Below are 18353 nucleotides of genomic sequence, written 5' to 3'. Positions count from 1 at the left end.
GGCGGCGTCCGCGCGGGAGGGGTGCGGGAGGGGTATGCCTTGGCGGCACCGGCCGGCCGTGGGGCAGGGTAGGGGCATGCAACCTTCTGCCGACGCCGCTCCCGGTTCTGCGCTCGAGGTCCGGCCCGCGACCACCGTGCGCGAGGCCACCGCCGAGGACTGGCCGGACCTCTGGCCGATCGTCCGCGAGGTCGTGCGCGCCGCCGACACGTTCGCCTACGACCCCGCCATGACCGAGGCGCAGGCCCGGGCGGCGTGGCTGGACCACCCGGTGCGGGTGGTCGTCGCGGTGCGCGACGGCGTGGTGGTCGGCACCGCGAACATGTACCCCAACCGGCCGGGCCCGGGCAGCCACATCGCCTCGGGCAGCATCATGGTCGACCGCGCCGTGCGCGGCACCGGCGCCGGACGGGCCATGGTCGAGGACATGATCGCCTGGGCTCGCCGCGACGGGTTCGCCGCCATCCAGTTCAACGCAGTGGTCGACACCAACGCGGGCGCCGTCCACCTGTACGAGAGCCTCGGCTTCGTGACGCTCGGCGTCGCGCCCGGCGCCTTCCGGCACCCCGAGCTGGGCGACGTCGGGCTGCGGATCATGTGGCGCGAGCTGCGCGAGCCGGCCGCCCAGGCCACGACCGCGGAGGTCGGTGCCTGATGCGGTACTCCGTGAACATCCCCAACTTCGGCGACTTCGCCGATCCCCGCACCGTCGCGAGGGTCGCCCGCGCCGCCGAGGACGCCGGCTGGGACGGCCTGTTCGTCTGGGACCACGTGGTGCACAGCAAGGAGATGCGCCGCGGCCTGCCGTTCGGTGACCCGTGGATGCTCCTGACCGCCGCGGCGCTCGCGACGTCGCGACTCCGGCTGGGCACCCTCGTCACCCCCGTGGCCCGGCGGCGTCCCGAACAGCTCGCCCGGCAGGTGGCGACGCTCGACGCCGTCAGCGGCGGCCGCGTGATCTTCGGCACTGGCCTCGGCGGGCCGGTCGAGGACGAGTTCGGCAGCTTCGGCGACGAGACCGACCCGGTGGTGCTCGCCGAGAAGCTGGACGAGGGGCTCGACCTGCTGGGCCGCTACTGGGCGGGGGAGCGCGTCGACCACGCAGGGCCGCACTACGTCGTGCGGGACGTGGAGCTCCTCCCCGCGACCGTCCAGCGCCCCCGGCCGCCTGTGTGGGTGGGTGGGTTCTGGCCCAACCGCCGCCCGTTCCGCCGCGCGGCGCGGTGGGACGGCGTGGTGCCGCTGTTCGCGTCCGGGCACGGCACCCCGCCGACGCCGGACGAGATCCGCGAGGTCGCGGCGTACGTCGCGGGGCACCGCCCGTCGGACGGCCCGTCGGGCAGCCCGTACGACGTCGTCGCGGGCGGGCGTACGACGCCGGAGGCGGCGGCCGACGTCGTCGGGCCGCTGGCCGAGGCCGGGGCGACCTGGTGGGACGAGCGCGGGCTGTACGCGTCGCCCGACCTGCACTCCGGCGCCGCGGTGCTGCGCCGCGTGGAGGCCGGGCCGCCGCGGCTCTGAGCCTGGGCCCGGCCGGGCGGCGGCGCGGGCGTCAGCCGGACGTCATGCGATCGGCCCGCGGCGGCTGCGTCTCGCCCAGGAAGACCGCATAGCCGTCCAGCAGGCGAGCCAGGCCGAACTCGAAGAGCGAGTCGAGGGTGAGGTCGACGTCTGTCGACGTCGCCACGGCGAAGTGGGGGTAGCGGCGCGGGTCCGCGACGGCCCGGAGGTCGGGGACCGACTGGTCCATCCATTCCTCGTCGGTCATGCCCGTGTCCTGACGGGCCAGCAGAGCGGGTTCGATGCTGACCCCCACACCGCGCACGAACTGGAAGACCGACACGGTCAGGTGCATCCGGGTGTCGATGTCGAACGCCCGCCCGGGGATCCGGTCGAAGGCGGCCAGCAGCGCCTCGGTGTGGGGCACGCCGTGCGGCACGATCTGCGGCCGAGTCATCGACATCACGTGGGCCGCCCACGGGTGGCGCTGGAACGCGTCCCACATCGTGCGGGCGCACGTCTCGGCGCGGGCCCGCCAGCCGTCGGGCAGCGGGTCGGGCAGGGGTGCGGAGGCGTAGACGGCGTCGAGCATGCGGGTGAGCAGCTCCTCACGCCCGCGCACGTGCCGGTAGAGCGACATGGTCGGGATGCCGAGGTCGGTGGCGATCCGCCGCATCGAGAGCCCGCCCAGGCCCTCGGCGTCGGCCACGGTCATGGCCGCGCGCACGACGTCGTCGACGACCGGGGCGGGGCGGGCCGCAGGCCCGGCGCCCGCGCCCGCGGCGACGACCGTGCCGACCCCGCGCCGGACCTCGACGAGCCCGTCCCGCCGCAGCGCGTCGAGCACCCGGGACGCGGTCGCCATGGCGACGCCGTGCTCGGCGACGATCCGGCGCGTGGACGGGACAGGATCACCTGCGGTCAGCTCGCCCGATCGGATCCGGGCCCGGATCTCTTCGGCGATCCGCTCGTACGTGGTGGACATCGCGGCTCCTGTACTAGTGCACCCGGCGGGCTCTGGACGTGCGCTCCGCAGGTCGCACCGGGGATATGACCGGTGCACTACCTGCCGCACTACCTCGTGGTTTACCCACCATAGGACGGTTCGTACGGTGTACGGAACACCTCACCGAACACCACTGGAAACAGGGAGCAGCCATGACCCACGTACTCGTCTCGGGCGCCAGCGTCGCCGGACCCGCCCTCGCCTTCTGGCTCCGCCGGTACGGCTTCGACGTCACGGTCGTCGAGCGCAGCCCCGGTCCCCGCCCCGGCGGCCAGGGGATCGACGTCCGCGGCGCCGGCCGCACCGTCCTGGACCGGATGGGCATCACCGACCAGGTGCGCGCCGCCCACACCGGCGTGCGCGGGATCGCCTACCTCGACGCCGCCGGACGCCGCACCGTCGAGCTCCCCACGGAGCTGTTCGGCCACTCCGGCGGGGTGATCGCCGACATCGAGATCCTGCGCGGCGACCTCATGCGCATCATCATGGACGCCGCCGAGGGTGTGGAGTACGTCTTCGACGACAGCATCACGGCGCTCGACCAGCGGCCCGACGGTGTGGCGGTCACCTTCGAGCGGTCGGCGCCCCGCCGGTTCGACGCCGTCGTCGGGGCGGACGGCGTCTTCTCCACGACGCGGCGCCTCGCGTTCGACGGCGCATGGCGGACCGTCGACTCCGGGTACCACCGCGCGGTGTTCACCGCCGAGAGCGCCCAGGAGTCCGGCCGGGACTCCTGGGGCCTCGACGGCTGGGAGTACCTGTACTCGATGCCGAAGGGCAACGGCGTCGGCGGCCGCAACGTGCTGCTGTACCCCGCGCACGGCGGCGCGCGCGGCATGGTGCACTTCGCGGGCGACCCGGTGACCTACGACCGGCGCGACATCGCCGGGCAGAAGCGGATAGTCGCCGACGTCCTGGCCGGCGAGGGCTGGCAGGTGCCGCGCCTGCTGGACGCGATGTGGGACGCCGACGACTTCTACTTCGACCGGCACGTGAAGATCGAGATGCCTGCCTGGCACCGGGGCCGGGTGGCACTCCTCGGCGACGCCTGCACCGCGGGCTCGGCAGGGATGGGCACCTCGCTGGCGCTGGTGGGGGCGTACGTGCTGGCAGGCGAGCTCGCCCGGTCCGACGGCGATCCCGAGCCGGCCTTCACCGCGTACGAGGCCCGGATGCGGCCGTACGCCCAGGCCAACATGAAGCAGCTCCCGGGCGGCGCTCGCGGGTTCCTGCCGCCGTCGACGTTCGAGATCAAGGCCCGCACGGCGGTGATGGGGGCGATGCTCAAGACTCCGCTCGCCCGCATGATGATGGGCGGCATCGACAAGGCGGTGGACTCGATAGACCTGCCGGACTACGCGCGGCTCGCCGTCCGCTGATCTTGAGGGCGGGCCTACGATGCGAGACGTGACAGCGTCGCGCCGGAAGAACCACCAGATCGCCGTGCTGGTGCTGGAGGGCGCCAAGCCGCTCGACGTCGGCATCCCCGCGCAGGTGTTCTCGAACCGGCCGAGCATGCCCTACGAGGTGCGGGTCTGTGGCGCGGCTCCTGGGCTCGTGACCGGCGGCGACGGGCTGTCATACCACGTGGCCGAAGGGCTCGACGCGCTGGAGCGGGCCGACACCGTGTTCGTCCCCGGCTACCGGACGCCGGCTGCCGCCGACCCGCCCGCCGTCGTCGTCGACGCGCTCAAGACCGCGCACACCCGCGGTGCCCGGCTCGCCGCCATCTCGACCGGAGCGTTCGCCCTGGCCGCGACGGGGCTGCTCGACGGCAAGCGCGCGACCACGCACTGGCACTACACGAGGGCGCTCCGCGAGCGCCATCCGCTGGTCCAGGTGGACGAGAACGTGCTGTTCGTCGACGAGGGTGGTGTGCTCACGTCGGCGGGTGCGGCGTCCGGCATCGACCTGTGCCTGCACCTGGTGCGGCGCGACCACGGCGTCGGGCTGTCCAACCACGTCGCCCGCAGGCTGGTGGCCGCGCCGTACCGCAGCGGGGGACAGGCGCAGTACGTGCCGCGCAGCGTGCCCGAACCGCTCGGCGACGTGTTCGCCGACACGCGCGCCTGGGTGCTGGAGCGTCTGGCCGAGCCGCTGACGCTCGACGTGCTGGCGCGCAACGCGCGGGTCTCGGCGCGCACGTTCTCGCGGCGGTTCGTGGAGGACACCGGGTACACACCGATGCAGTGGGTGCTCCGGGCGCGGGTGGACCTGGCACGGGAGCTGCTGGAGCGCAGCGACCTGAGCGTGGAGCAGATCGCGCACCGGGTGGGGCTGGGCACCGCGGCCAACCTGCGCCTGCACTTCCACCGGATCCTCGGTACGTCTCCGACGGAGTACCGGCACACGTTCTCGGCCTGACAACGCGGCAGGGGGGTGGCGAGATCCTTGCGGGCGGTGTCCTTATGTCTGGCGTGATGTTTGCGCACCATGGCTTTCCGGCCTCTTTCGGCGGCGCGCCGGGAGGCAGAGCATGGAGGCATGACACGTATCGCCATCAACGGCTTCGGCCGCATCGGCCGTAACTCCCTCCGCGCCCTGCTCGAGCGCGACAGCGACCTCGAGGTGGTCGCGATCAACGACCTCACCGCCCCGGACGCACTCGCTCACCTGCTCAAGTACGACAGCGCGCTCGGCCGCCTCGGCCGTTCGGTCGAGGTCGACGGCGACGAGCTCGTCGTCGACGGCCGCCGCATCAAGGTGCTCGGCGAGCGCGAGCCCGCCAAGCTGCCGTGGGCGGAGCTCGGCGTCGACATAGTGCTCGAGGCCACCGGCCGGTTCACCTCCGCGGACGCCGCCCGCGCGCACATCGACGCCGGCGCCCGGCGGGTGCTGGTCAGCGCGCCCTCGGCCGGGGCCGACGTCACGCTCGCCTACGGCGTGAACACCGACGTCTACGACCCGGACCGGCACGTGATCGTCTCGAACGCCTCGTGCACCACGAACGCGCTGGCCCCGCTGGCCGCCGTCCTGGACGACCTGGCAGGGATCGAGCACGGCTTCATGACCACCGTGCACGCCTACACCCAGGAGCAGAACCTGCAGGACGGCCCGCACCGCGACCTGCGCAGGGCCCGCGCCGCCGCCGTCAACATCGCACCCACGACGACGGGTGCGGCCAAGGCGATCGGCCTGGTGCTGCCGAACCTGAACGGCAAGCTCTCGGGTGACTCGATCCGCGTACCCGTGCCGGTCGGCTCCCTCGTGGAGCTCAACACGACGGTCGAGCGCGAGGTCACCCGCGACGACGTCCTCGCGGCCTACCGAACCGCGGCCGACGGCAAGCTCAAGGGCATCCTCGACTACTCCGACGAGCCGCTGGTCTCCAGCGACATCACGGGGGAGGCGGCGTCCGCCATCTTCGACGCCGCGCTGGTCCGCGTCGATGGCAAGCACGTCAAGGTGGTGGCCTGGTACGACAACGAGTGGGGCTTCTCCAACCGCGTGATCGACACGCTGGAGCTGCTCGCGCGCGGCTGACCGGATCGTCGGCGTTGGGGTCCCGGGGTGACTACTACTCCGCGGGATGTGTTGCTCTGCGTAGACAGCGGTTACTCTCCGCAACACACCCCGCCGATGTGGTGCTTCCCCGGCGCCGGCCTCAGGGAACGACCGACGCCGCGTTGTCCGCCACCCAGCGCTTCTGCCGCCGGGTCTCCACGGCGCGCGGCTTGTAGTTCTCGCGGACCCACGACACGGCGTCGTCGGGTGACACTCCGCTCATGATGGCGAGGAGCGCCAGCGCCGTACCGGTCCTGCCGACCCCGCCCCCACAGGCGATCTCGACCCGTTCGGACTCCGTGCGCGTGTGAGCTTCCTGGAGCGCCGCCACGGCCTGGTCCGTCGAGTCGGGCAGGCGGAAGTCGCGCCAGCGGACCCACCGGTACTCCCAGTCGGGCACCTGCGGGTCGCGGCCGAGCAGGTAGACGGCGAAGTCCGGGGCGGGCGAGTCCCGGCGCGGACGGCGCAGCCCCGTGCCGCGAACCCGCCTGCCGTCGGGCAGCTCGACGACGCCGTCGGTCATGTCCCACTGGTTCATCGCCCCAGCGTAGTGAGCCGTGTACCGACAAGTGCCGGGCGCTGGTGCGGTTTCTGCTCAGAGCGTTGCGGCCGTTGGCCGAGCTTGTCGAGACCCCCAGGCCTCGACAAGCTCGACCACCGATTCCCCTCGACCACCGAGGACCTAGAACGTCCAGCGCTGCGTCTCCGCGCCGGAGCAGGCGCGGATCTCGAGTCGCTGACCGTCGCGTAGGGGAGCGCCACCGGCCGCCGTCAGGCACTTGCCCGACTGCGGGTTCACCACCGCCCGGGAGGCAGCCTGGTACGTCCAGCTCTGCGCGCCGGTCCCGTTGCAGGTCCACAGCTGCACGACGGCGCCGTCGGCCGTGCTGCCGCCCGACACGTCGATGCACTTGCCGAGCGCGCTCAGCGTGGAGCCCGACCGGGCCCACGTCTGGGCGGCGTTGCCGCTGCAGTTGACGATCTGGAGCGGGTTCCCGTCGGCCGAGTCGGCCCACGGCACGTCGATGCACATGCCGTTGGCGGCCCGCACTGGCCCACTGCCCACCGGGAGGGTCGAAGCGCCGCCGTCGCCCCCGCCGCCGTCGGACCCCGCGATGGGCGTCGCCGTACCCTGGAACGGGTCGAGCTGGATGTAGGCGGCGGACGGGTTGCCGTCGTGCACCAGGGACTCCTGGGCCAGGACGTCGTCGAACGCGAAGCCGTAGGCCTTGCCGTTCGCCATCTGCTGGTGGATGTACTTGGAGTAGTAGTCGGTGACGGACTCCTGGTAGAAGCCCGAGGTGCTGGTGCCGGGCTGCGTGGTCGTCGTCAGGAGCGTCGAGCGGTGGAAGCCGGCGCACAGGGTGCGGGCGATGGCTCCGATGTCGTTGTTCGGGGCGGCCAGATCCTTGTAGCAGCCGAAGACCGAGTCGCTCGACGGCTTGCGGAACTCCGTGACGTACGCGCCCGAGGCGTTCGTGAACCGCATGACGCCGTTCACCACGCGGCCCGTGAACCGGGCAGCCGGGTCGTAGGAGTAGGGCGCGACGGTGAGGTTCTCGCCTGAGTACTTGGCCCAGACCCGGTCGATGTAGCCGGCCAGGATGTTCGTGTCGATCTGCCCGGTCCCGATGGCGTGGCCGGGCGCGAGGACGCGGAGCAGAGAGCCGTCGGGGGCGCGCTGCGCGAGGTTGTTCCAGCCGGGTGTGCCGGCCAGCGCGTTGACGACGTTCTGGTAACCGTCGGGCTTGAGCATCCCGGTGCTGATCACCGCGCCGTCCGCCTTGCGCAGGCCCGTCTGGTACGGGGCCGAGAGGAAGTCGACCTGGGTGCTGTTGATCCACAGGCCGGAGTCGTTGAGCGTGAACTCGGTCCAGCTGAACAGCTTGTTGCGGTTCGGGTCGCTCGGGTTCTGCACCGCCGGCTGGACGAGGCGGCCGTCGTTGACGACCTTGAACGAGAGCTTGCTGCCGTAGGAGAAGTAGACCCGGCCGGACATCTTCGGCAGCTGGATGGTCTTCGACTGCCCGTCCGCCGGGCCGGCGATGGCGGCGTCGGGGGCGTCGACCGGCGTCCCGCCGACGGTGGGCCAGGGGTGGAACGCGCCCCCGGCGTCGGACCAGCCGAGCCGGCCCGTGTGCGGGTCGCCCAGGACGTAGATGAAGACCTGGTCGCCACGGCCGGAGTCGTTGGTGATGGTCAGGGGGATCGTCGCGGGGACGGCGGCGGCGGGTTCGGGCTGGGTGACGACGAGTGCGGTGGCGGTGATGGCGAGCGCGCCGAACGCGGCTATCGCGTTCACCAGCCTGCGGAGCCTGGGCCTTCGAGTGCGTGACCGTGTTCGTGACATGGGGACCTCCTCGGTCCGTGGTACGTCGTTGTACTTACGGGACTGTCAGCAGCAGAACGGATATTAGTGAGGATTCCTGCCTATGTCACTAGCCGGGCGCGATCTCGTGAGTCGACGGCGGTCCGGTTAGCCTCGATCGAAGTGGACTTCGACCAACCGAGGACTCACCGAGGAGTGGTCCCATGAAGGTGACCAGCAAGCCGCGCCACCGCACGATCGACGTCGACGGGCTCGAGATCGTCTACCGGGAGGCGGGGGTCTCGGACGCTCCGGGCCGGCCCTGCGTGCTGTTGCTGCACGGCTTCCCGAGCTCGTCGCACCTCTTCCGGCACGTGATGTCGCCGCTGGCCGAGGTGAGCCGGGTGGTGGCGCCGGACCTGCCGGGCTTCGGCTTCTCGGCCTCGCCGGGCGTCGATGAGTACGCGTACACGTTCGCGCGTCTCGCGGACACCGTAGAGGCGTTCCTGGAGCGGATCGGGGTCGACAGGTTCTTCGTGTACCTGCACGACTTCGGCGCCCCCGTCGGCTACTACCTCGCCACGCGGCACCCCGAACGGATCCTCGGGCTCATCGTCCAGAACGGCAACGCGCACGACGACGGCCTGGGCAGCCAGTGGGACAGCGCCCGCGCGTTCTGGGCCGACCCGTCGGAGGAGAACCGGGCCCGCCTGCCCGAATGGCTCAACTACGAGGGTGTCCGCGACGAGTACACGAGCGGCCTGCCGGACCGGGTGCGTGTGCTCCAGCCGCCCGAGTCGTGGCACCTGGACTGGGGGCGGATATCGCGGCCCGGCAACCTGGAGGCCCAGTTCGAGCTGTTCCGCGACTATGCGAGCCACGTCGCCCGGTTCGACGAGATCGCCGACTATCACCGGACCCACCAGCCGCCGTGCCTGGTGCTGTGGGGTCGCCACGACACGTACTTCGACCTGGCCGAGATCATGGGTTACGCCCGGGTGCTCGACCGGCTGGAGATGCACGTGTACGACGCCGGGCACATGCTGCTGGAGACCCACTGGCCGGAGTGCGCGGCGGTGATGGGGGACTTCGTCAGGAACGTCGCAGTCGAGGTGTCTGACTGACGGCGGCAGATCGACGTCGGGATCGGGGTGGCTCAAGGGTTGCCCGGTCGTTCCCGCAGGAGTGCGAAAGGCCCCCCGCTCAGCGTTTCCGCTGGTTGGAGGGCCTTCTCTTGCGGCGGGCGATACGCCTGCTTCTTCCAGGAGCCCGTTATGCCCGTGAATCGGACGACCCCTCACGCGGCAGGAACGGCGGCACCGGCCGGCCCGTCCGCCATGGACCAGTCAGATCGGCAGTTGACCAAGCAGGTTGATCAGCTGGTTGGCCGTTCCGAGCATCTGCGGGGCAACGGTTCCGATTCGCTGTGCGACCGCAGTCGCGCGCGCACGGGCACGCCCCTTTTCTTCTGAGCTTGCAGTTGGTGAGGTGGCGATGTCGAGCGCGGCACTGAGTTCCTGCGCATCGGTGGGTGTCGCATGCTGACGAAGCTCCTGTGCGAATGTCAGCGCCTGCGATTGAAGAAAGTACGCGTCGCCTTGAAATACCTGGCCGACGATCTTGCCGATGTGCCCGGTCCCGTGTTGCTCGATGTGGTCGCCGGTTCCTGGTGTGGTGCTCACTTGATGAGCTTTCCGATGTTGTTGGCGCCATTCTGCACGATGGTGTCACCGAAATTGTTCACTACGGGAATCGTCACGGCATACTCCGCCTGGGGATTGTCGAGCGCCTCGATGAGATTTTCGGCGAGCCGCCGGATTGCGCGTTTGTCTTCGGATACGACCGACACCCTGTTGGTACCTGCCGTTGCTACGGACAGCTGTGCCGTCTCGGGCTGGTTGTAGATCCAGACGACAAGACCGGCGAGCGCGATGAGGCCGATCCAGCCCACGAATGGGAACGGGGGCGGCCAGGCCGCGGTCACGATGATGACGAAGATCCACAGCGCAAGCCAAGCGCCGGCCTTGAACCAGTTGACCTTGGGTATGACGTCGAGGTCTGTGATCTCAGTGATCCCCCGGAGGGGGTATGTGCTGGGACCGATGACGAGCATCTGGTTGGTGATACGTATGTCAGTGGTTGCTTCTGCCAACGAATTTCTCCAGTCTCTCATTCTGCACGCAACCAAGACTGACGAATTGGGTGAGCAGAAACGGCAAGTTACCAGCCCGTGACTGATGTGGACAGATATCGGTGTAATTCATGTTCTATCGGGTGTGTGCAAGGATTTCCCGTTCCTGTCCAACCGCGCAACTACCACGACGCCGGGCCCCGCTATCGGGCCGGCCGCCGCACTACCGCCGCCCACCAGGCCACCACGAGGTACGCGCCGAGGACTGCCAAGCCGGCCCACGCGGGCAGCGGGAAGTAGCCGTTCGAGGGAGCGAAGTGGGCCACGACCTGTGCGTACTCGACGCCGGTCTGCTGGACCGCGAAAGCCGCGGCCGGGGTCAGGCGGAGGATCCACCGGTCCACCTCGTCCGGCAGGAGCGGGTTCGTCGCGACGACGTAGGGGATCGCGGTCAGCAGCAGCCCACAAACGATCGGCGTCCAGCCCCGGCGAAGCAGTGCGCCCGGGAAGTAGGCGAAGACCGTGCAGAGCGCGGTGACCGAGGCCGTAGTGTCGTGCGATGCGCGGGCGGGGCCACGGTGGTCGCAGGCGGCGTCAAGGCTGTACTGCGACGCCCGCCGCAATACAGCAGTTAGTGCAGCAACCCCGATCACCGGTCGCCACCTGCAGCACGCGAAAGGCCCCCCGCTCAGCGTTTCCGCTGGATGGAGGGCCTTTCTGCACGGTGGGCGATACTGGGATCGAACCAGTGACCTCTTCGGTGTGAACGAAGCGCGCTACCCCTGCGCCAATCGCCCGTGCTGCTCACCCGCTAGGGCGTGCGTGGACGATATTAGCCTGGTTCGAGCGCGGATGCGAAATCCAATCGCCAGCTCGGTGCAAGCCCGGCTCAGGGATCGAGCCGCTCCCGCATGTTCCGCTCGAACAGGTCGCGCGCGGCGCTCGACAGCTCGCCGATCTGCAGGTCGACGCCGTCCAGCCACACGGTCGGCTGCACGTTCCGCACCGATCCGGTCAGCAGCATCTGCGCCTCGCCTGCCGCCACCCGGTCGAGCACCGCGAACGGCAGCTCGCCGTCCTTGGCCTCGCGCACGGGCATACCCGCCTCGGCACCCCACTCGAGCAGCAGCTCACGCGTGATCCCAGCCAGGCAGCCCACGCTGAGCGGGGGTGTGACGAGCTCGCCGTCGAGCTCCAGGAACACGTTCGAGCCGGTGCCCTCGCACAGCAGGCCCTGCGTGTTCGCGAACACCGACTCGTCGGCGCCCTTCTTGATCGCGTCGGCGAGCGCCACGACGTTCTCGGCGTAGGACGTCGTCTTGAGGCCCGCGACCGCGCTGTTCTCGTTGCGTGTCCAGGGGGAGCGTGCGGCCCGTCCGGTCGGCACGACGACGGCGGGGGTCGCCGCGACGATCACCGTCTGCGGCCCGTCGGACCGCCCGGAGCCGAGCGGCCCGACACCGTCGGTCACCGTGATGCGCAGGCGACCGGCGTCGGGTGCGGCGGCGAGGACGGCGTCGACGCCGCTGCGCACCCAGCGCAGGTCGAGGGGCGCCATGCCCATGCCCGCCGCCGAGCGTTCCAGCCGCGCGAGATGTCGCGTCAGTGCGAACGCGTGCCCGGCGAGGACGGCGCAGGTCTCGAAGACGCCGTCCCCGACGGTGATGCCGTGGTCGACCGCGCTCAGCGCGGCCTCGTCCGGGGCGACCAAACGCCCCTCTGTCCAGATGACCGTCATGCGGACCAGTCTGTCACCGCCGCATGGTCAGGTGTGTGACCTCGGGCGTGTGCCGCACGGAGGTGGAGCTGAACTCGATGGGCGGCACGCCGTCGAACACGCGGGTGCCCGAGCCGAGCGTGAACGGCACGATGTGCAGCCGCAGCTCGTCGACGTGGCCGGCGGCGAGGTACTCGTTGAGCGTCGTCGCGCCGCCGGCGATGGAGATGTCGCCGTCGCCTGCGACCGCGCGAGCCTGCTCCAGGGCGCTCTCTATGCCGTCGGTGACGAAGTGGAAGGTGGTGCCGCCCTCCATCGTGATCGGGTCGCGGGCGTGGTTGGTGAGGACGAAGACGGGCGCGTGGTACGGGGGGTTGTCGCCCCACCAGCCCGTCCACTCCAGGTCCCACGGCCCGCGGCCGGCGGTGAACATGTTCCGCCCCATGATGTATGCGCCCGAGCCGACGATGGCGTCCACCTCGGCCTTGTGCGCGTCCCCGTACCCGAACATCCAGGTGTGCAGGCGCTCGCCGGCGAGCGCCCCGAACGGGTGCTCCAACGACTGGTCGTTCCCTGCGGAGTAGCCGTCGATCGAAACTGCGAGGTCTGCTTTCACGATTCCCATGCCCCGTCCGACGGCGGAGGCCCGGAGAACTCATCGGTCGGTGCGCCACCGGCGTCCTACCACCGGGCGAGGCGCTCGATCTCCGCTACCGCGTTGTCGCCGAGCCGGCTCAGCTCGTTGCCCATCGAGCCGGCGATGTGCGGCGTGAGCAGCACGTTCGGCAGGCTCCACAGCGGGTGGTCCGCCGGCAGCGGCTCGGGCTCGGTGACGTCGAGGACCGCGTCGATCCGGCCGGTGGTCAGCTCGGCGACGAGCGCGTCCGTGTCGACGAGGGCGCCGCGTGCCGTGTTGATCAGCGTGGCACCGTCGGGCAGGAGGGCGAGCCGGCGCGCGTCGATCATCCGCAGGGTCTCCGGGACGTCGGGCGCGTGGACCGAGATCACCGTGCACGTGGCCATCAGCTCGTCGAGCTCGACCTTGCGGACGCCGAGGTCGCGGGCGTCGTCGTCGCTCAGGTAGGGGTCGAAGACCGACACGGCCAGGTCGAAGGGGCGCAGCAGCTCGATGGTCTGCCGGCCGATGCACGAGGCGCCCACGATGCCTACTCGGCGCCCGTGGTTACCCGCCTGCGGGAACGCCCCCTCCCGGTCGATGAACGCGCGCCGCTCGGCGTAGAGCCGCGCGGAGGGCAGCGTCTGCTTGCCCGCCAGCAGGATGAGCGCGAGCGTGAGCTCGGCCACCGGCCGCCCGTTCGCCGCGCGGGCGTCGGTCAGCGTCATCCGGCGCTCGCGGGCCGCGGGGCCGAGCAGCCCGGCCGCGCTGCCGCCGGTATGCACGACGGCGCGCAGCCGGGCCGCCGCGGCCATCACGGCGTCGGTGAGGAAGCCGGCGCCCCAGCCGGTGACGAGCACGTCGCAGTGCTCCAGCGCCTTCGCCGCGTCCGGCGTGGTGAGCTCCTCGAGCACCTCCGGCCACACCTGCGCCACCGCCGCGAGCCGGCGGTGGGCCGCGTCGTCGAAGAGGCGTTCGGCGAGCGCCGCCGGTCGCATGGTGAGCACGACGTTGAGTGGTTCCATCTCTACCTCCTGGTCCGGCAAGCAGGATAACGTTGTCCCGCGGTGCAGGGAAGCCCCAGGGAGTCGCGCCGCCGGAAATGAGACAGCTGCTTGACACCCGGGGGCAGATCGCTAACCTGAGAACGTTTTCCTGCGTCGATCCCGACGCAGCTCAAGGACGAGTACTTCTCAAAGGGGAGAGCCATGATCAGAACACGCGCCCGCTGGGCGACCGCCGGCCTCGCCGTCACGGCGCTGACCAGCCTGAGTGCCTGCTCGGCCGGCGACGCGCCCGCCACCGGCTCCGAGGGCGACGCCGCAGGCCCGGCAACGATCGAGGTCTGGGGCTGGAACGCCGAGACCGGCAAGCAGATCGCCGAGGCGTTCAACGAGGCCCAGGACGACGTCACCGTCGAGTACGTGCTGCAGGCCAGCAACACCGCCACCCAGACCAACTTCCAGAACGCCATGGAGGCCGGGTCCGGCGTCCCGTGCCTGGTGCAGGGCTTCGCCCCGCTGACGACGATGGTCGTCAACGGCTGGGCGCAGGACATCAGCGAGCAGGTAGAGGCCTCCGCCGACCTGTACAACGAGGGCGCCCTCGCCGCCGCGCAGGTCGACGGCCGGTACTTCGGGCTGCCGAGCGGTTCCGACGGCCAGTTCTACATCGTGAACCAGAAGACGTTCGACAAGTACGACGTCGAGGTGCCGGCCACCTGGGACGAGTTCGTCGAGGCGGGTCGCGAGCTGAAGAAGCACGGCGTCGACGTGACGAACCTGGCCGGCGAGGACCCCAGCATCCTGATGAACCTGGCCCAGCAGGCGGGCGCCGAGTGGTTCGCCATCGACGGCGACCAGTGGGTGGTGAACTTCACCGACGAGCACACGCTGGCGGCGGCCGACGTGATCCAGCCGCTCATCGACGAGGACCTGGTCTCCAACCAGACGTACATGGACAAGCCGGCGCTGCTCGAGTACTTCGACTCGGGCAAGATGGCGTCCACGACCACGCAGTGGTGGTCGCTCACCGGCTACCAGACCGGGTTCCCCGACTCGGCGGGCGACTGGTCGGCGCACCCGATCCCGCAGTTCTCGGACGCCGCGGAGCCCGTCACCCCGGGCCGCACGCTCCCGTCGTTCGTGCCGGAGGGCTGCGAGAACCCGGAAGCGGCGGTGGCCTTCTCCGACTGGCTCACCACGCCCGAGGCGATCGAGGCCGGGCGGAACAAGGAGACCGGCGCCGTCGGGTTCCCCGTCCAGATCCCCGACGCGTCCCCCTATGTCGAAGAGGTGGTCCCGAAGGACTTCTTCGTCGACGACAAGGTCGCGGGCGAGGAGATCGTCGCGGCCCAGGAGCGCGTGATCGGCAAGTTCGAGCTCGGCCCGAACTACGACGCCTGGTTCCCCGAGCTGCAGGACCAGTGGGGCAAGGCGGTAGCCGGCGAGATCACCCTCGCCGAAGCCCTCGAGGCGGTCCAGGCGTTCGTCGTCTCCGACCTGGACGCCAAGGGCATCTCCTACACCGTCGCCGAGTGAGCCGCTGATCCACGAGGGGAGGACGCCGATGTCCGTCAACACGCAAGACAAGCACGCCACCGCGCGTGAACCGGTCGCCGGCTCGCCACCCGGCGGGCGCCCCGGGCGCGGCGCCTCACCTCGTGGGCGCGGCCCACGCTGGACCTGGCGCACCGCGCAGAGCGTCAAGGGTGCCTCGCTCACCTTCCCGTTCCTGGCCGGCTTCACGCTCTTCGTGCTCGTGCCGGTCGGGATGGCCCTGCGGGAGAGCGTCTACGCCACGAAGTCCACGGGTGGCCTCGGCTTCGGCGGCCAGACCGTGTCCTTCGTCGGGCTGGACAACTTCGCCGCCGGGCTCGCCGACGGCAACTTCTGGGCGGGGATGCTGCGGGTCTTCCTGTACGCCCTGGTGGTCGTCCCCGTGACCCAGGTCCTGAGCCTCGCCATGGCCCTCCTGCTCGACGCCGCACGCCGCCGGACCGCCGCCGGGTTCCGCATAGCGCTCCTGCTGCCGTACATGGTGCCGGGCATCGTCGCGACCATGGTCTGGATCTTCCAGTACAGCCCTACCGTCGGGCCGCTGACCCCGTTCTTCGAGGCTCTGGGGCTCGACCTGAACTTCTTCTCCAGCTCGATGGTCTGGGTGTCCATGGGCAACCTCGCGGTCTGGGGCGCCCTCGGCTTCACCATGCTCATCCTGTACGGCTCGCTCCAGTCGGTGCCGCACGAGATCTTCGAGGCGGCACGGCTGGACGGCGCGTCCGAGCTGCGGATCGCCTGGTCCATCAAGGTCCCGTTCGTCCGCGGGTCCCTCGTGCTGACGTCGCTGCTCTCGATCATCGGGACGCTGCAGCTGTTCGACCAGCCGCTGCTGTTCCGGGCGGTCACGCCGGAGACCATCACGCGGGACTTCACCCCGGCGATGATGATCTACGACCAGGCGTTCAAGGTGGGCAACCTCAACTACGCCACCGCCCTGTCGGTCATCCTCGCCGTCGTCGTCGGTGTCGCCTCCGCGATCATCTACCGCTTCACGAACAGGGAGGACTCATGAGCGACACGACACTCGTGCCCGAGGCCGCCGCCGCGCAGACCGTACGCACGCAAGGACGCCGCCGGCGCCGGGCCGACGAGAACTCGTCCATCGCGGAAGCCAGGGGCTCGTCCCGCTGGGTCGTCCTCGGGGTGCTGGTCGCCCTGACGCTCTACGCCGTCGGGCCGCTGTGGTGGCTGCTCGTCGCGGCGACCAAGAACCAGCGCGAGCTGTACACCACCAACGGGCTCTGGTTCAGCAGCTTCAACCTGTGGGAGAACGTCAGCACCCTGTTCACCTACCAGGACGGGATCTTCGGCCGCTGGCTGTGGAACACGGTCGTCTACGCGGGGCTCGGCTCCCTCGGGCTCACCCTGGTGGCGCTCGCGGCCGGGTACGGCATCGCCAAGTACCGGTACCGCGGGCGCGGGCTGACCATGGGCCTGATCATCGCGTCCTTCCTGATCCCGGGCTCGCTCATGATCGTGCCGAGCTTCGTGCTGTTCGTGCAGCTCGGCCTGTACGACACGATCTGGGCGATGATCCTGCCCGGCATGTTCGGGTCGTTCTCCGTCTACCTGGCCAAGGTCTATGCGGAAGGTGCGGTCCCGACCGAGCTCATGGAGGCCGCCCGCATCGACGGCGCGGGCGAGTACCGGATCTTCTTCTCCATGGGGCTGCGCCTGCTGTCCACGGCGGGCGCGACCATCTTCCTGCTGCACTTCGTGGCGTCGTGGAACACGTTCATGTGGCCCCTGGTCTTCCTCAAGGGTGTCGAGAAGTGGCCGGTCATGCTCGGCATGTACTCCTGGTTGCAGCGCGGCACCGACAGCACCGTCGACCTGACCAGCCTCGTCCTGACGGGTTCGCTCGTCTCGACCATCCCGATGGTGGTGCTCATGATCGCCCTGCAGCGCTACTGGCGTTCGGGCGTCACGCTCGGGAGCCTCAAGTAGTGGCCGGGTCAGCCCTTCGGCGGGGCGGTCGACTCGCGCACGACGAGCTGCGGCGTGCTGACCGACGACGCCACACCCTCCTCGCCGTCGACCACCTGGGCCAGGAGGCCGAACGCCCGGGCGCCGAGATCCTCGAAGTCCTGGTCCACGGTGGTCAGGGACGGCCGCCACAGGGCGACCAGCGGCTGGTCGTCGAAGCCGACCACCGAGATGTCGCCGGGGACGTCGAGGCCCCGGTCGGACAGGGCCCGCATCAGGCCCAGCGCGATGTCGTCGTTGGCGCAGAAGACCGCCGTGACGTCGCTCATCCCGGCGATCCGCTCGCCCCAGCGGTAGCCGGCGCTCGCGTCCCACTCGGCCCGCATGATCTGCGGGACCGGGGCGCCGGCGGCGGCCAGGGCCGCGCGCCAGCCGTCGGTGCGGCCCGAGTGCTTGCCCTCGGTGGGGCCCGCGATGTGATGCACGGTCCGGTGGCCGAGGTGGAGCAGGTACTCGGTCGCCTGGCGGCCCGCCGCGCGCTCGTCGATCAGCGCGGCGGGGACGTTGCCGGTACGGCGCGAGCCACCCCCGGCGACCACCACAGCCAGACCCTCGGGCAGTGCCCGGGTGGCGTTGATCCCCGCCCGGTCGAACTCGAGCACGATCACGCCCGCCGTGGGCTGCGCGAGCGTGAGGTCGATGGCGGCGCGCACGTGCTCGTCGTCGCCGGACTCCACGACGGTGATCGACACGGTCATGCCGGCGCGGCGGGCCGCCGTCTCGACGCCCTGCAGCGTGCGGGCGTAGCCGTAGTTGGCGGTCGCCCCCGCGAGCACGGAGACGAGCGTGCGTCGGCCGGAACGCATCGAGCGGGCAGCGCCGTTCGGACGGTACCCGAGGGTCTGCACCGCCTCGTGCACACGCTGAGCGAGCTCGGGCGCCACGTACTTCGAGCCGTTGAGGACCCTGGAGACGGTAGGCACCGAGACCTCCGCTGCCCTCGCGACATCGGCGAGAACAGGGGCTCGGTACGACTTCGGACTGGCCATGAGCCGAGCATACGGCAGCTGATAACGTTTTCCCC

At 70.6% G+C, this 18353-nt stretch carries 19 protein-coding genes and 1 tRNA gene; 9 read left to right on the top strand and 11 right to left on the bottom strand.

The features are described 5' to 3' along the window. Nucleotides 1-76 precede the first annotated feature (76 nt). Together AB0F70_RS01910 and AB0F70_RS01905 are read left to right on the top strand one after the other, a co-directional pair. The gene (locus AB0F70_RS01910) at nucleotides 77-655 is read left to right on the top strand and encodes a GNAT family N-acetyltransferase (protein WP_357442891.1); all 579 of its coding nucleotides are present in this window, start codon (nucleotides 77-79) and stop codon (nucleotides 653-655) included. Further along, entirely contained in the window at nucleotides 655-1521 is an 867-nt protein-coding gene (locus AB0F70_RS01905; RefSeq protein WP_357442888.1) for an LLM class flavin-dependent oxidoreductase, read from the top strand. Before AB0F70_RS01910 ends, AB0F70_RS01905 begins: the two co-directional genes overlap by 1 nt. A 31-nt stretch (nucleotides 1522-1552) precedes the next feature. Here AB0F70_RS01905 and AB0F70_RS01900 read toward each other — a convergent pair whose 3' ends face one another. After that, nucleotides 1553-2485, bottom strand: a complete 933-nt coding sequence (locus AB0F70_RS01900; protein ID WP_357442885.1) for a GntR family transcriptional regulator — start codon at nucleotides 2483-2485, stop codon at nucleotides 1553-1555. 173 nt (nucleotides 2486-2658) lie between these two features. Here AB0F70_RS01900 and AB0F70_RS01895 point away from each other — a divergent pair, with 173 nt between their 5' ends. The 3 genes from AB0F70_RS01895 (at nucleotide 2659) to gap (ending at nucleotide 5989) form a co-directional block, all read left to right on the top strand. Next, nucleotides 2659-3885, top strand: a complete 1227-nt coding sequence (locus tag AB0F70_RS01895; RefSeq protein ID WP_357442882.1) for an FAD-dependent monooxygenase — start codon at nucleotides 2659-2661, stop codon at nucleotides 3883-3885. Between the two features lie 28 nt (nucleotides 3886-3913). After that, complete coding sequence (locus AB0F70_RS01890; RefSeq protein WP_357442879.1) at nucleotides 3914-4870, top strand: helix-turn-helix domain-containing protein; 957 nt, start codon at nucleotides 3914-3916, stop codon at nucleotides 4868-4870. Between the two features lie 120 nt (nucleotides 4871-4990). Continuing rightward, entirely contained in the window at nucleotides 4991-5989 is a 999-nt protein-coding gene (gap, locus tag AB0F70_RS01885) for a type I glyceraldehyde-3-phosphate dehydrogenase (protein WP_357442877.1), read from the top strand. A gap of 121 nt (nucleotides 5990-6110) precedes the next feature. On the opposite strand, the gene AB0F70_RS01880 is transcribed toward gap, so the two are convergent. Next, nucleotides 6111-6548 carry a protein-tyrosine phosphatase family protein gene (locus tag AB0F70_RS01880; protein WP_357442874.1) on the bottom strand — a complete coding sequence of 146 codons (438 nt, stop codon included), beginning with the start codon at nucleotides 6546-6548 and terminating at the stop codon, nucleotides 6111-6113. Nucleotides 6549-6692: 144 nt separating this feature from the next. Continuing rightward, nucleotides 6693-8360: a beta-1,3-glucanase family protein gene (locus tag AB0F70_RS01875; protein ID WP_357442871.1), complete on the bottom strand. Its 1668-nt coding sequence runs from the start codon at nucleotides 8358-8360 to the stop codon at nucleotides 6693-6695. 182 nt (nucleotides 8361-8542) lie between these two features. Between AB0F70_RS01875 and AB0F70_RS01870 the strand changes: the two genes are divergently transcribed. Further along, a complete protein-coding gene (locus tag AB0F70_RS01870) occupies nucleotides 8543-9442 on the top strand; it encodes an alpha/beta hydrolase (protein WP_357442868.1) in 900 nt (299 codons plus the stop codon). A gap of 222 nt (nucleotides 9443-9664) precedes the next feature. Here AB0F70_RS01870 and AB0F70_RS01865 read toward each other — a convergent pair whose 3' ends face one another. The 7 genes from AB0F70_RS01865 to AB0F70_RS01835 form a co-directional block, all read right to left on the bottom strand. Beyond that, nucleotides 9665-10000, bottom strand: a complete 336-nt coding sequence (locus AB0F70_RS01865) for a hypothetical protein (RefSeq protein ID WP_357442865.1) — start codon at nucleotides 9998-10000, stop codon at nucleotides 9665-9667. Next, nucleotides 9997-10470 carry a DUF6232 family protein gene (locus AB0F70_RS01860; protein WP_357442862.1) on the bottom strand — a complete coding sequence of 158 codons (474 nt, stop codon included), beginning with the start codon at nucleotides 10468-10470 and terminating at the stop codon, nucleotides 9997-9999. Before AB0F70_RS01860 ends, AB0F70_RS01865 begins: the two co-directional genes overlap by 4 nt. 182 nt (nucleotides 10471-10652) lie before the next feature. After that, a complete protein-coding gene (locus AB0F70_RS01855; RefSeq protein ID WP_357442860.1) occupies nucleotides 10653-11102 on the bottom strand; it encodes a hypothetical protein in 450 nt (149 codons plus the stop codon). A gap of 72 nt (nucleotides 11103-11174) precedes the next feature. Then, nucleotides 11175-11246, bottom strand: a tRNA-Val gene (locus tag AB0F70_RS01850). 92 nt (nucleotides 11247-11338) lie between these two features. After that, a complete protein-coding gene (locus AB0F70_RS01845; RefSeq protein WP_357442857.1) occupies nucleotides 11339-12187 on the bottom strand; it encodes an aminotransferase class IV in 849 nt (282 codons plus the stop codon). 13 nt (nucleotides 12188-12200) lie between these two features. Further along, on the bottom strand, nucleotides 12201-12791 hold the full coding sequence (locus tag AB0F70_RS01840; protein ID WP_357442854.1) for a dihydrofolate reductase family protein: 591 nt from the start codon (nucleotides 12789-12791) through the stop codon (nucleotides 12201-12203). A gap of 56 nt (nucleotides 12792-12847) precedes the next feature. Next, the gene (locus AB0F70_RS01835) at nucleotides 12848-13807 is read right to left on the bottom strand and encodes a hydroxyacid dehydrogenase (protein WP_357442851.1); all 960 of its coding nucleotides are present in this window, start codon (nucleotides 13805-13807) and stop codon (nucleotides 12848-12850) included. A 183-nt stretch (nucleotides 13808-13990) separates the two neighbouring features. Here AB0F70_RS01835 and AB0F70_RS01830 point away from each other — a divergent pair, with 183 nt between their 5' ends. Genes AB0F70_RS01830 through AB0F70_RS01820 form a run of 3 tightly spaced genes read left to right on the top strand, consistent with a single transcriptional unit; the run spans nucleotide 13991 to nucleotide 17290 of the window. Next, on the top strand, nucleotides 13991-15322 hold the full coding sequence (locus tag AB0F70_RS01830; protein ID WP_357442849.1) for an extracellular solute-binding protein: 1332 nt from the start codon (nucleotides 13991-13993) through the stop codon (nucleotides 15320-15322). Nucleotides 15323-15350: 28 nt separating this feature from the next. After that, nucleotides 15351-16355 (top strand): sugar ABC transporter permease, encoded by a 1005-nt coding sequence (locus AB0F70_RS01825; RefSeq protein WP_357442846.1) that lies wholly within the window; start codon nucleotides 15351-15353, stop codon nucleotides 16353-16355. Beyond that, on the top strand, nucleotides 16352-17290 hold the full coding sequence (locus AB0F70_RS01820; RefSeq protein WP_357442844.1) for a carbohydrate ABC transporter permease: 939 nt from the start codon (nucleotides 16352-16354) through the stop codon (nucleotides 17288-17290). Before AB0F70_RS01825 ends, AB0F70_RS01820 begins: the two co-directional genes overlap by 4 nt. A gap of 8 nt (nucleotides 17291-17298) precedes the next feature. Here the strand turns inward: AB0F70_RS01820 and AB0F70_RS01815 are convergent, their stop codons facing one another. After that, nucleotides 17299-18318: a LacI family DNA-binding transcriptional regulator gene (locus AB0F70_RS01815; RefSeq protein ID WP_357442842.1), complete on the bottom strand. Its 1020-nt coding sequence runs from the start codon at nucleotides 18316-18318 to the stop codon at nucleotides 17299-17301. Between the last annotated feature and the right edge of the window lie 35 nt (nucleotides 18319-18353).

The organism is Promicromonospora sp. NPDC023805 (genome assembly GCF_040639635.1).
GTDB lineage: Bacteria > Actinomycetota > Actinomycetes > Actinomycetales > Cellulomonadaceae > Promicromonospora.
This window is presented reverse-complemented; position numbering and strand designations above follow the sequence as displayed.

Excerpts from the sequence above, each read along its gene's own strand:
- AB0F70_RS01910 (WP_357442891.1), top strand. The coding sequence starts at position 77 with ATGCAACCTTCTGCCGACGCCGCTCCCGGTTCTGCGCTCGAGGTCCGG.
- AB0F70_RS01905 (WP_357442888.1), top strand. The coding sequence starts at position 655 with ATGCGGTACTCCGTGAACATCCCCAACTTCGGCGACTTCGCCGATCCC.
- AB0F70_RS01900 (WP_357442885.1), bottom strand. The coding sequence starts at position 2,485 with ATGTCCACCACGTACGAGCGGATCGCCGAAGAGATCCGGGCCCGGATC.
- AB0F70_RS01895 (WP_357442882.1), top strand. The coding sequence starts at position 2,659 with ATGACCCACGTACTCGTCTCGGGCGCCAGCGTCGCCGGACCCGCCCTC.
- gap (WP_357442877.1), top strand. The coding sequence starts at position 4,991 with ATGACACGTATCGCCATCAACGGCTTCGGCCGCATCGGCCGTAACTCC.
- AB0F70_RS01880 (WP_357442874.1), bottom strand. The coding sequence starts at position 6,548 with ATGAACCAGTGGGACATGACCGACGGCGTCGTCGAGCTGCCCGACGGC.
- AB0F70_RS01875 (WP_357442871.1), bottom strand. The coding sequence starts at position 8,360 with ATGTCACGAACACGGTCACGCACTCGAAGGCCCAGGCTCCGCAGGCTG.
- AB0F70_RS01870 (WP_357442868.1), top strand. The coding sequence starts at position 8,543 with ATGAAGGTGACCAGCAAGCCGCGCCACCGCACGATCGACGTCGACGGG.
- AB0F70_RS01845 (WP_357442857.1), bottom strand. The coding sequence starts at position 12,187 with ATGACGGTCATCTGGACAGAGGGGCGTTTGGTCGCCCCGGACGAGGCC.
- AB0F70_RS01840 (WP_357442854.1), bottom strand. The coding sequence starts at position 12,791 with ATGGGAATCGTGAAAGCAGACCTCGCAGTTTCGATCGACGGCTACTCC.
- AB0F70_RS01835 (WP_357442851.1), bottom strand. The coding sequence starts at position 13,807 with ATGGAACCACTCAACGTCGTGCTCACCATGCGACCGGCGGCGCTCGCC.
- AB0F70_RS01830 (WP_357442849.1), top strand. The coding sequence starts at position 13,991 with ATGATCAGAACACGCGCCCGCTGGGCGACCGCCGGCCTCGCCGTCACG.
- AB0F70_RS01825 (WP_357442846.1), top strand. The coding sequence starts at position 15,351 with ATGTCCGTCAACACGCAAGACAAGCACGCCACCGCGCGTGAACCGGTC.
- AB0F70_RS01820 (WP_357442844.1), top strand. The coding sequence starts at position 16,352 with ATGAGCGACACGACACTCGTGCCCGAGGCCGCCGCCGCGCAGACCGTA.
- AB0F70_RS01815 (WP_357442842.1), bottom strand. The coding sequence starts at position 18,318 with ATGGCCAGTCCGAAGTCGTACCGAGCCCCTGTTCTCGCCGATGTCGCG.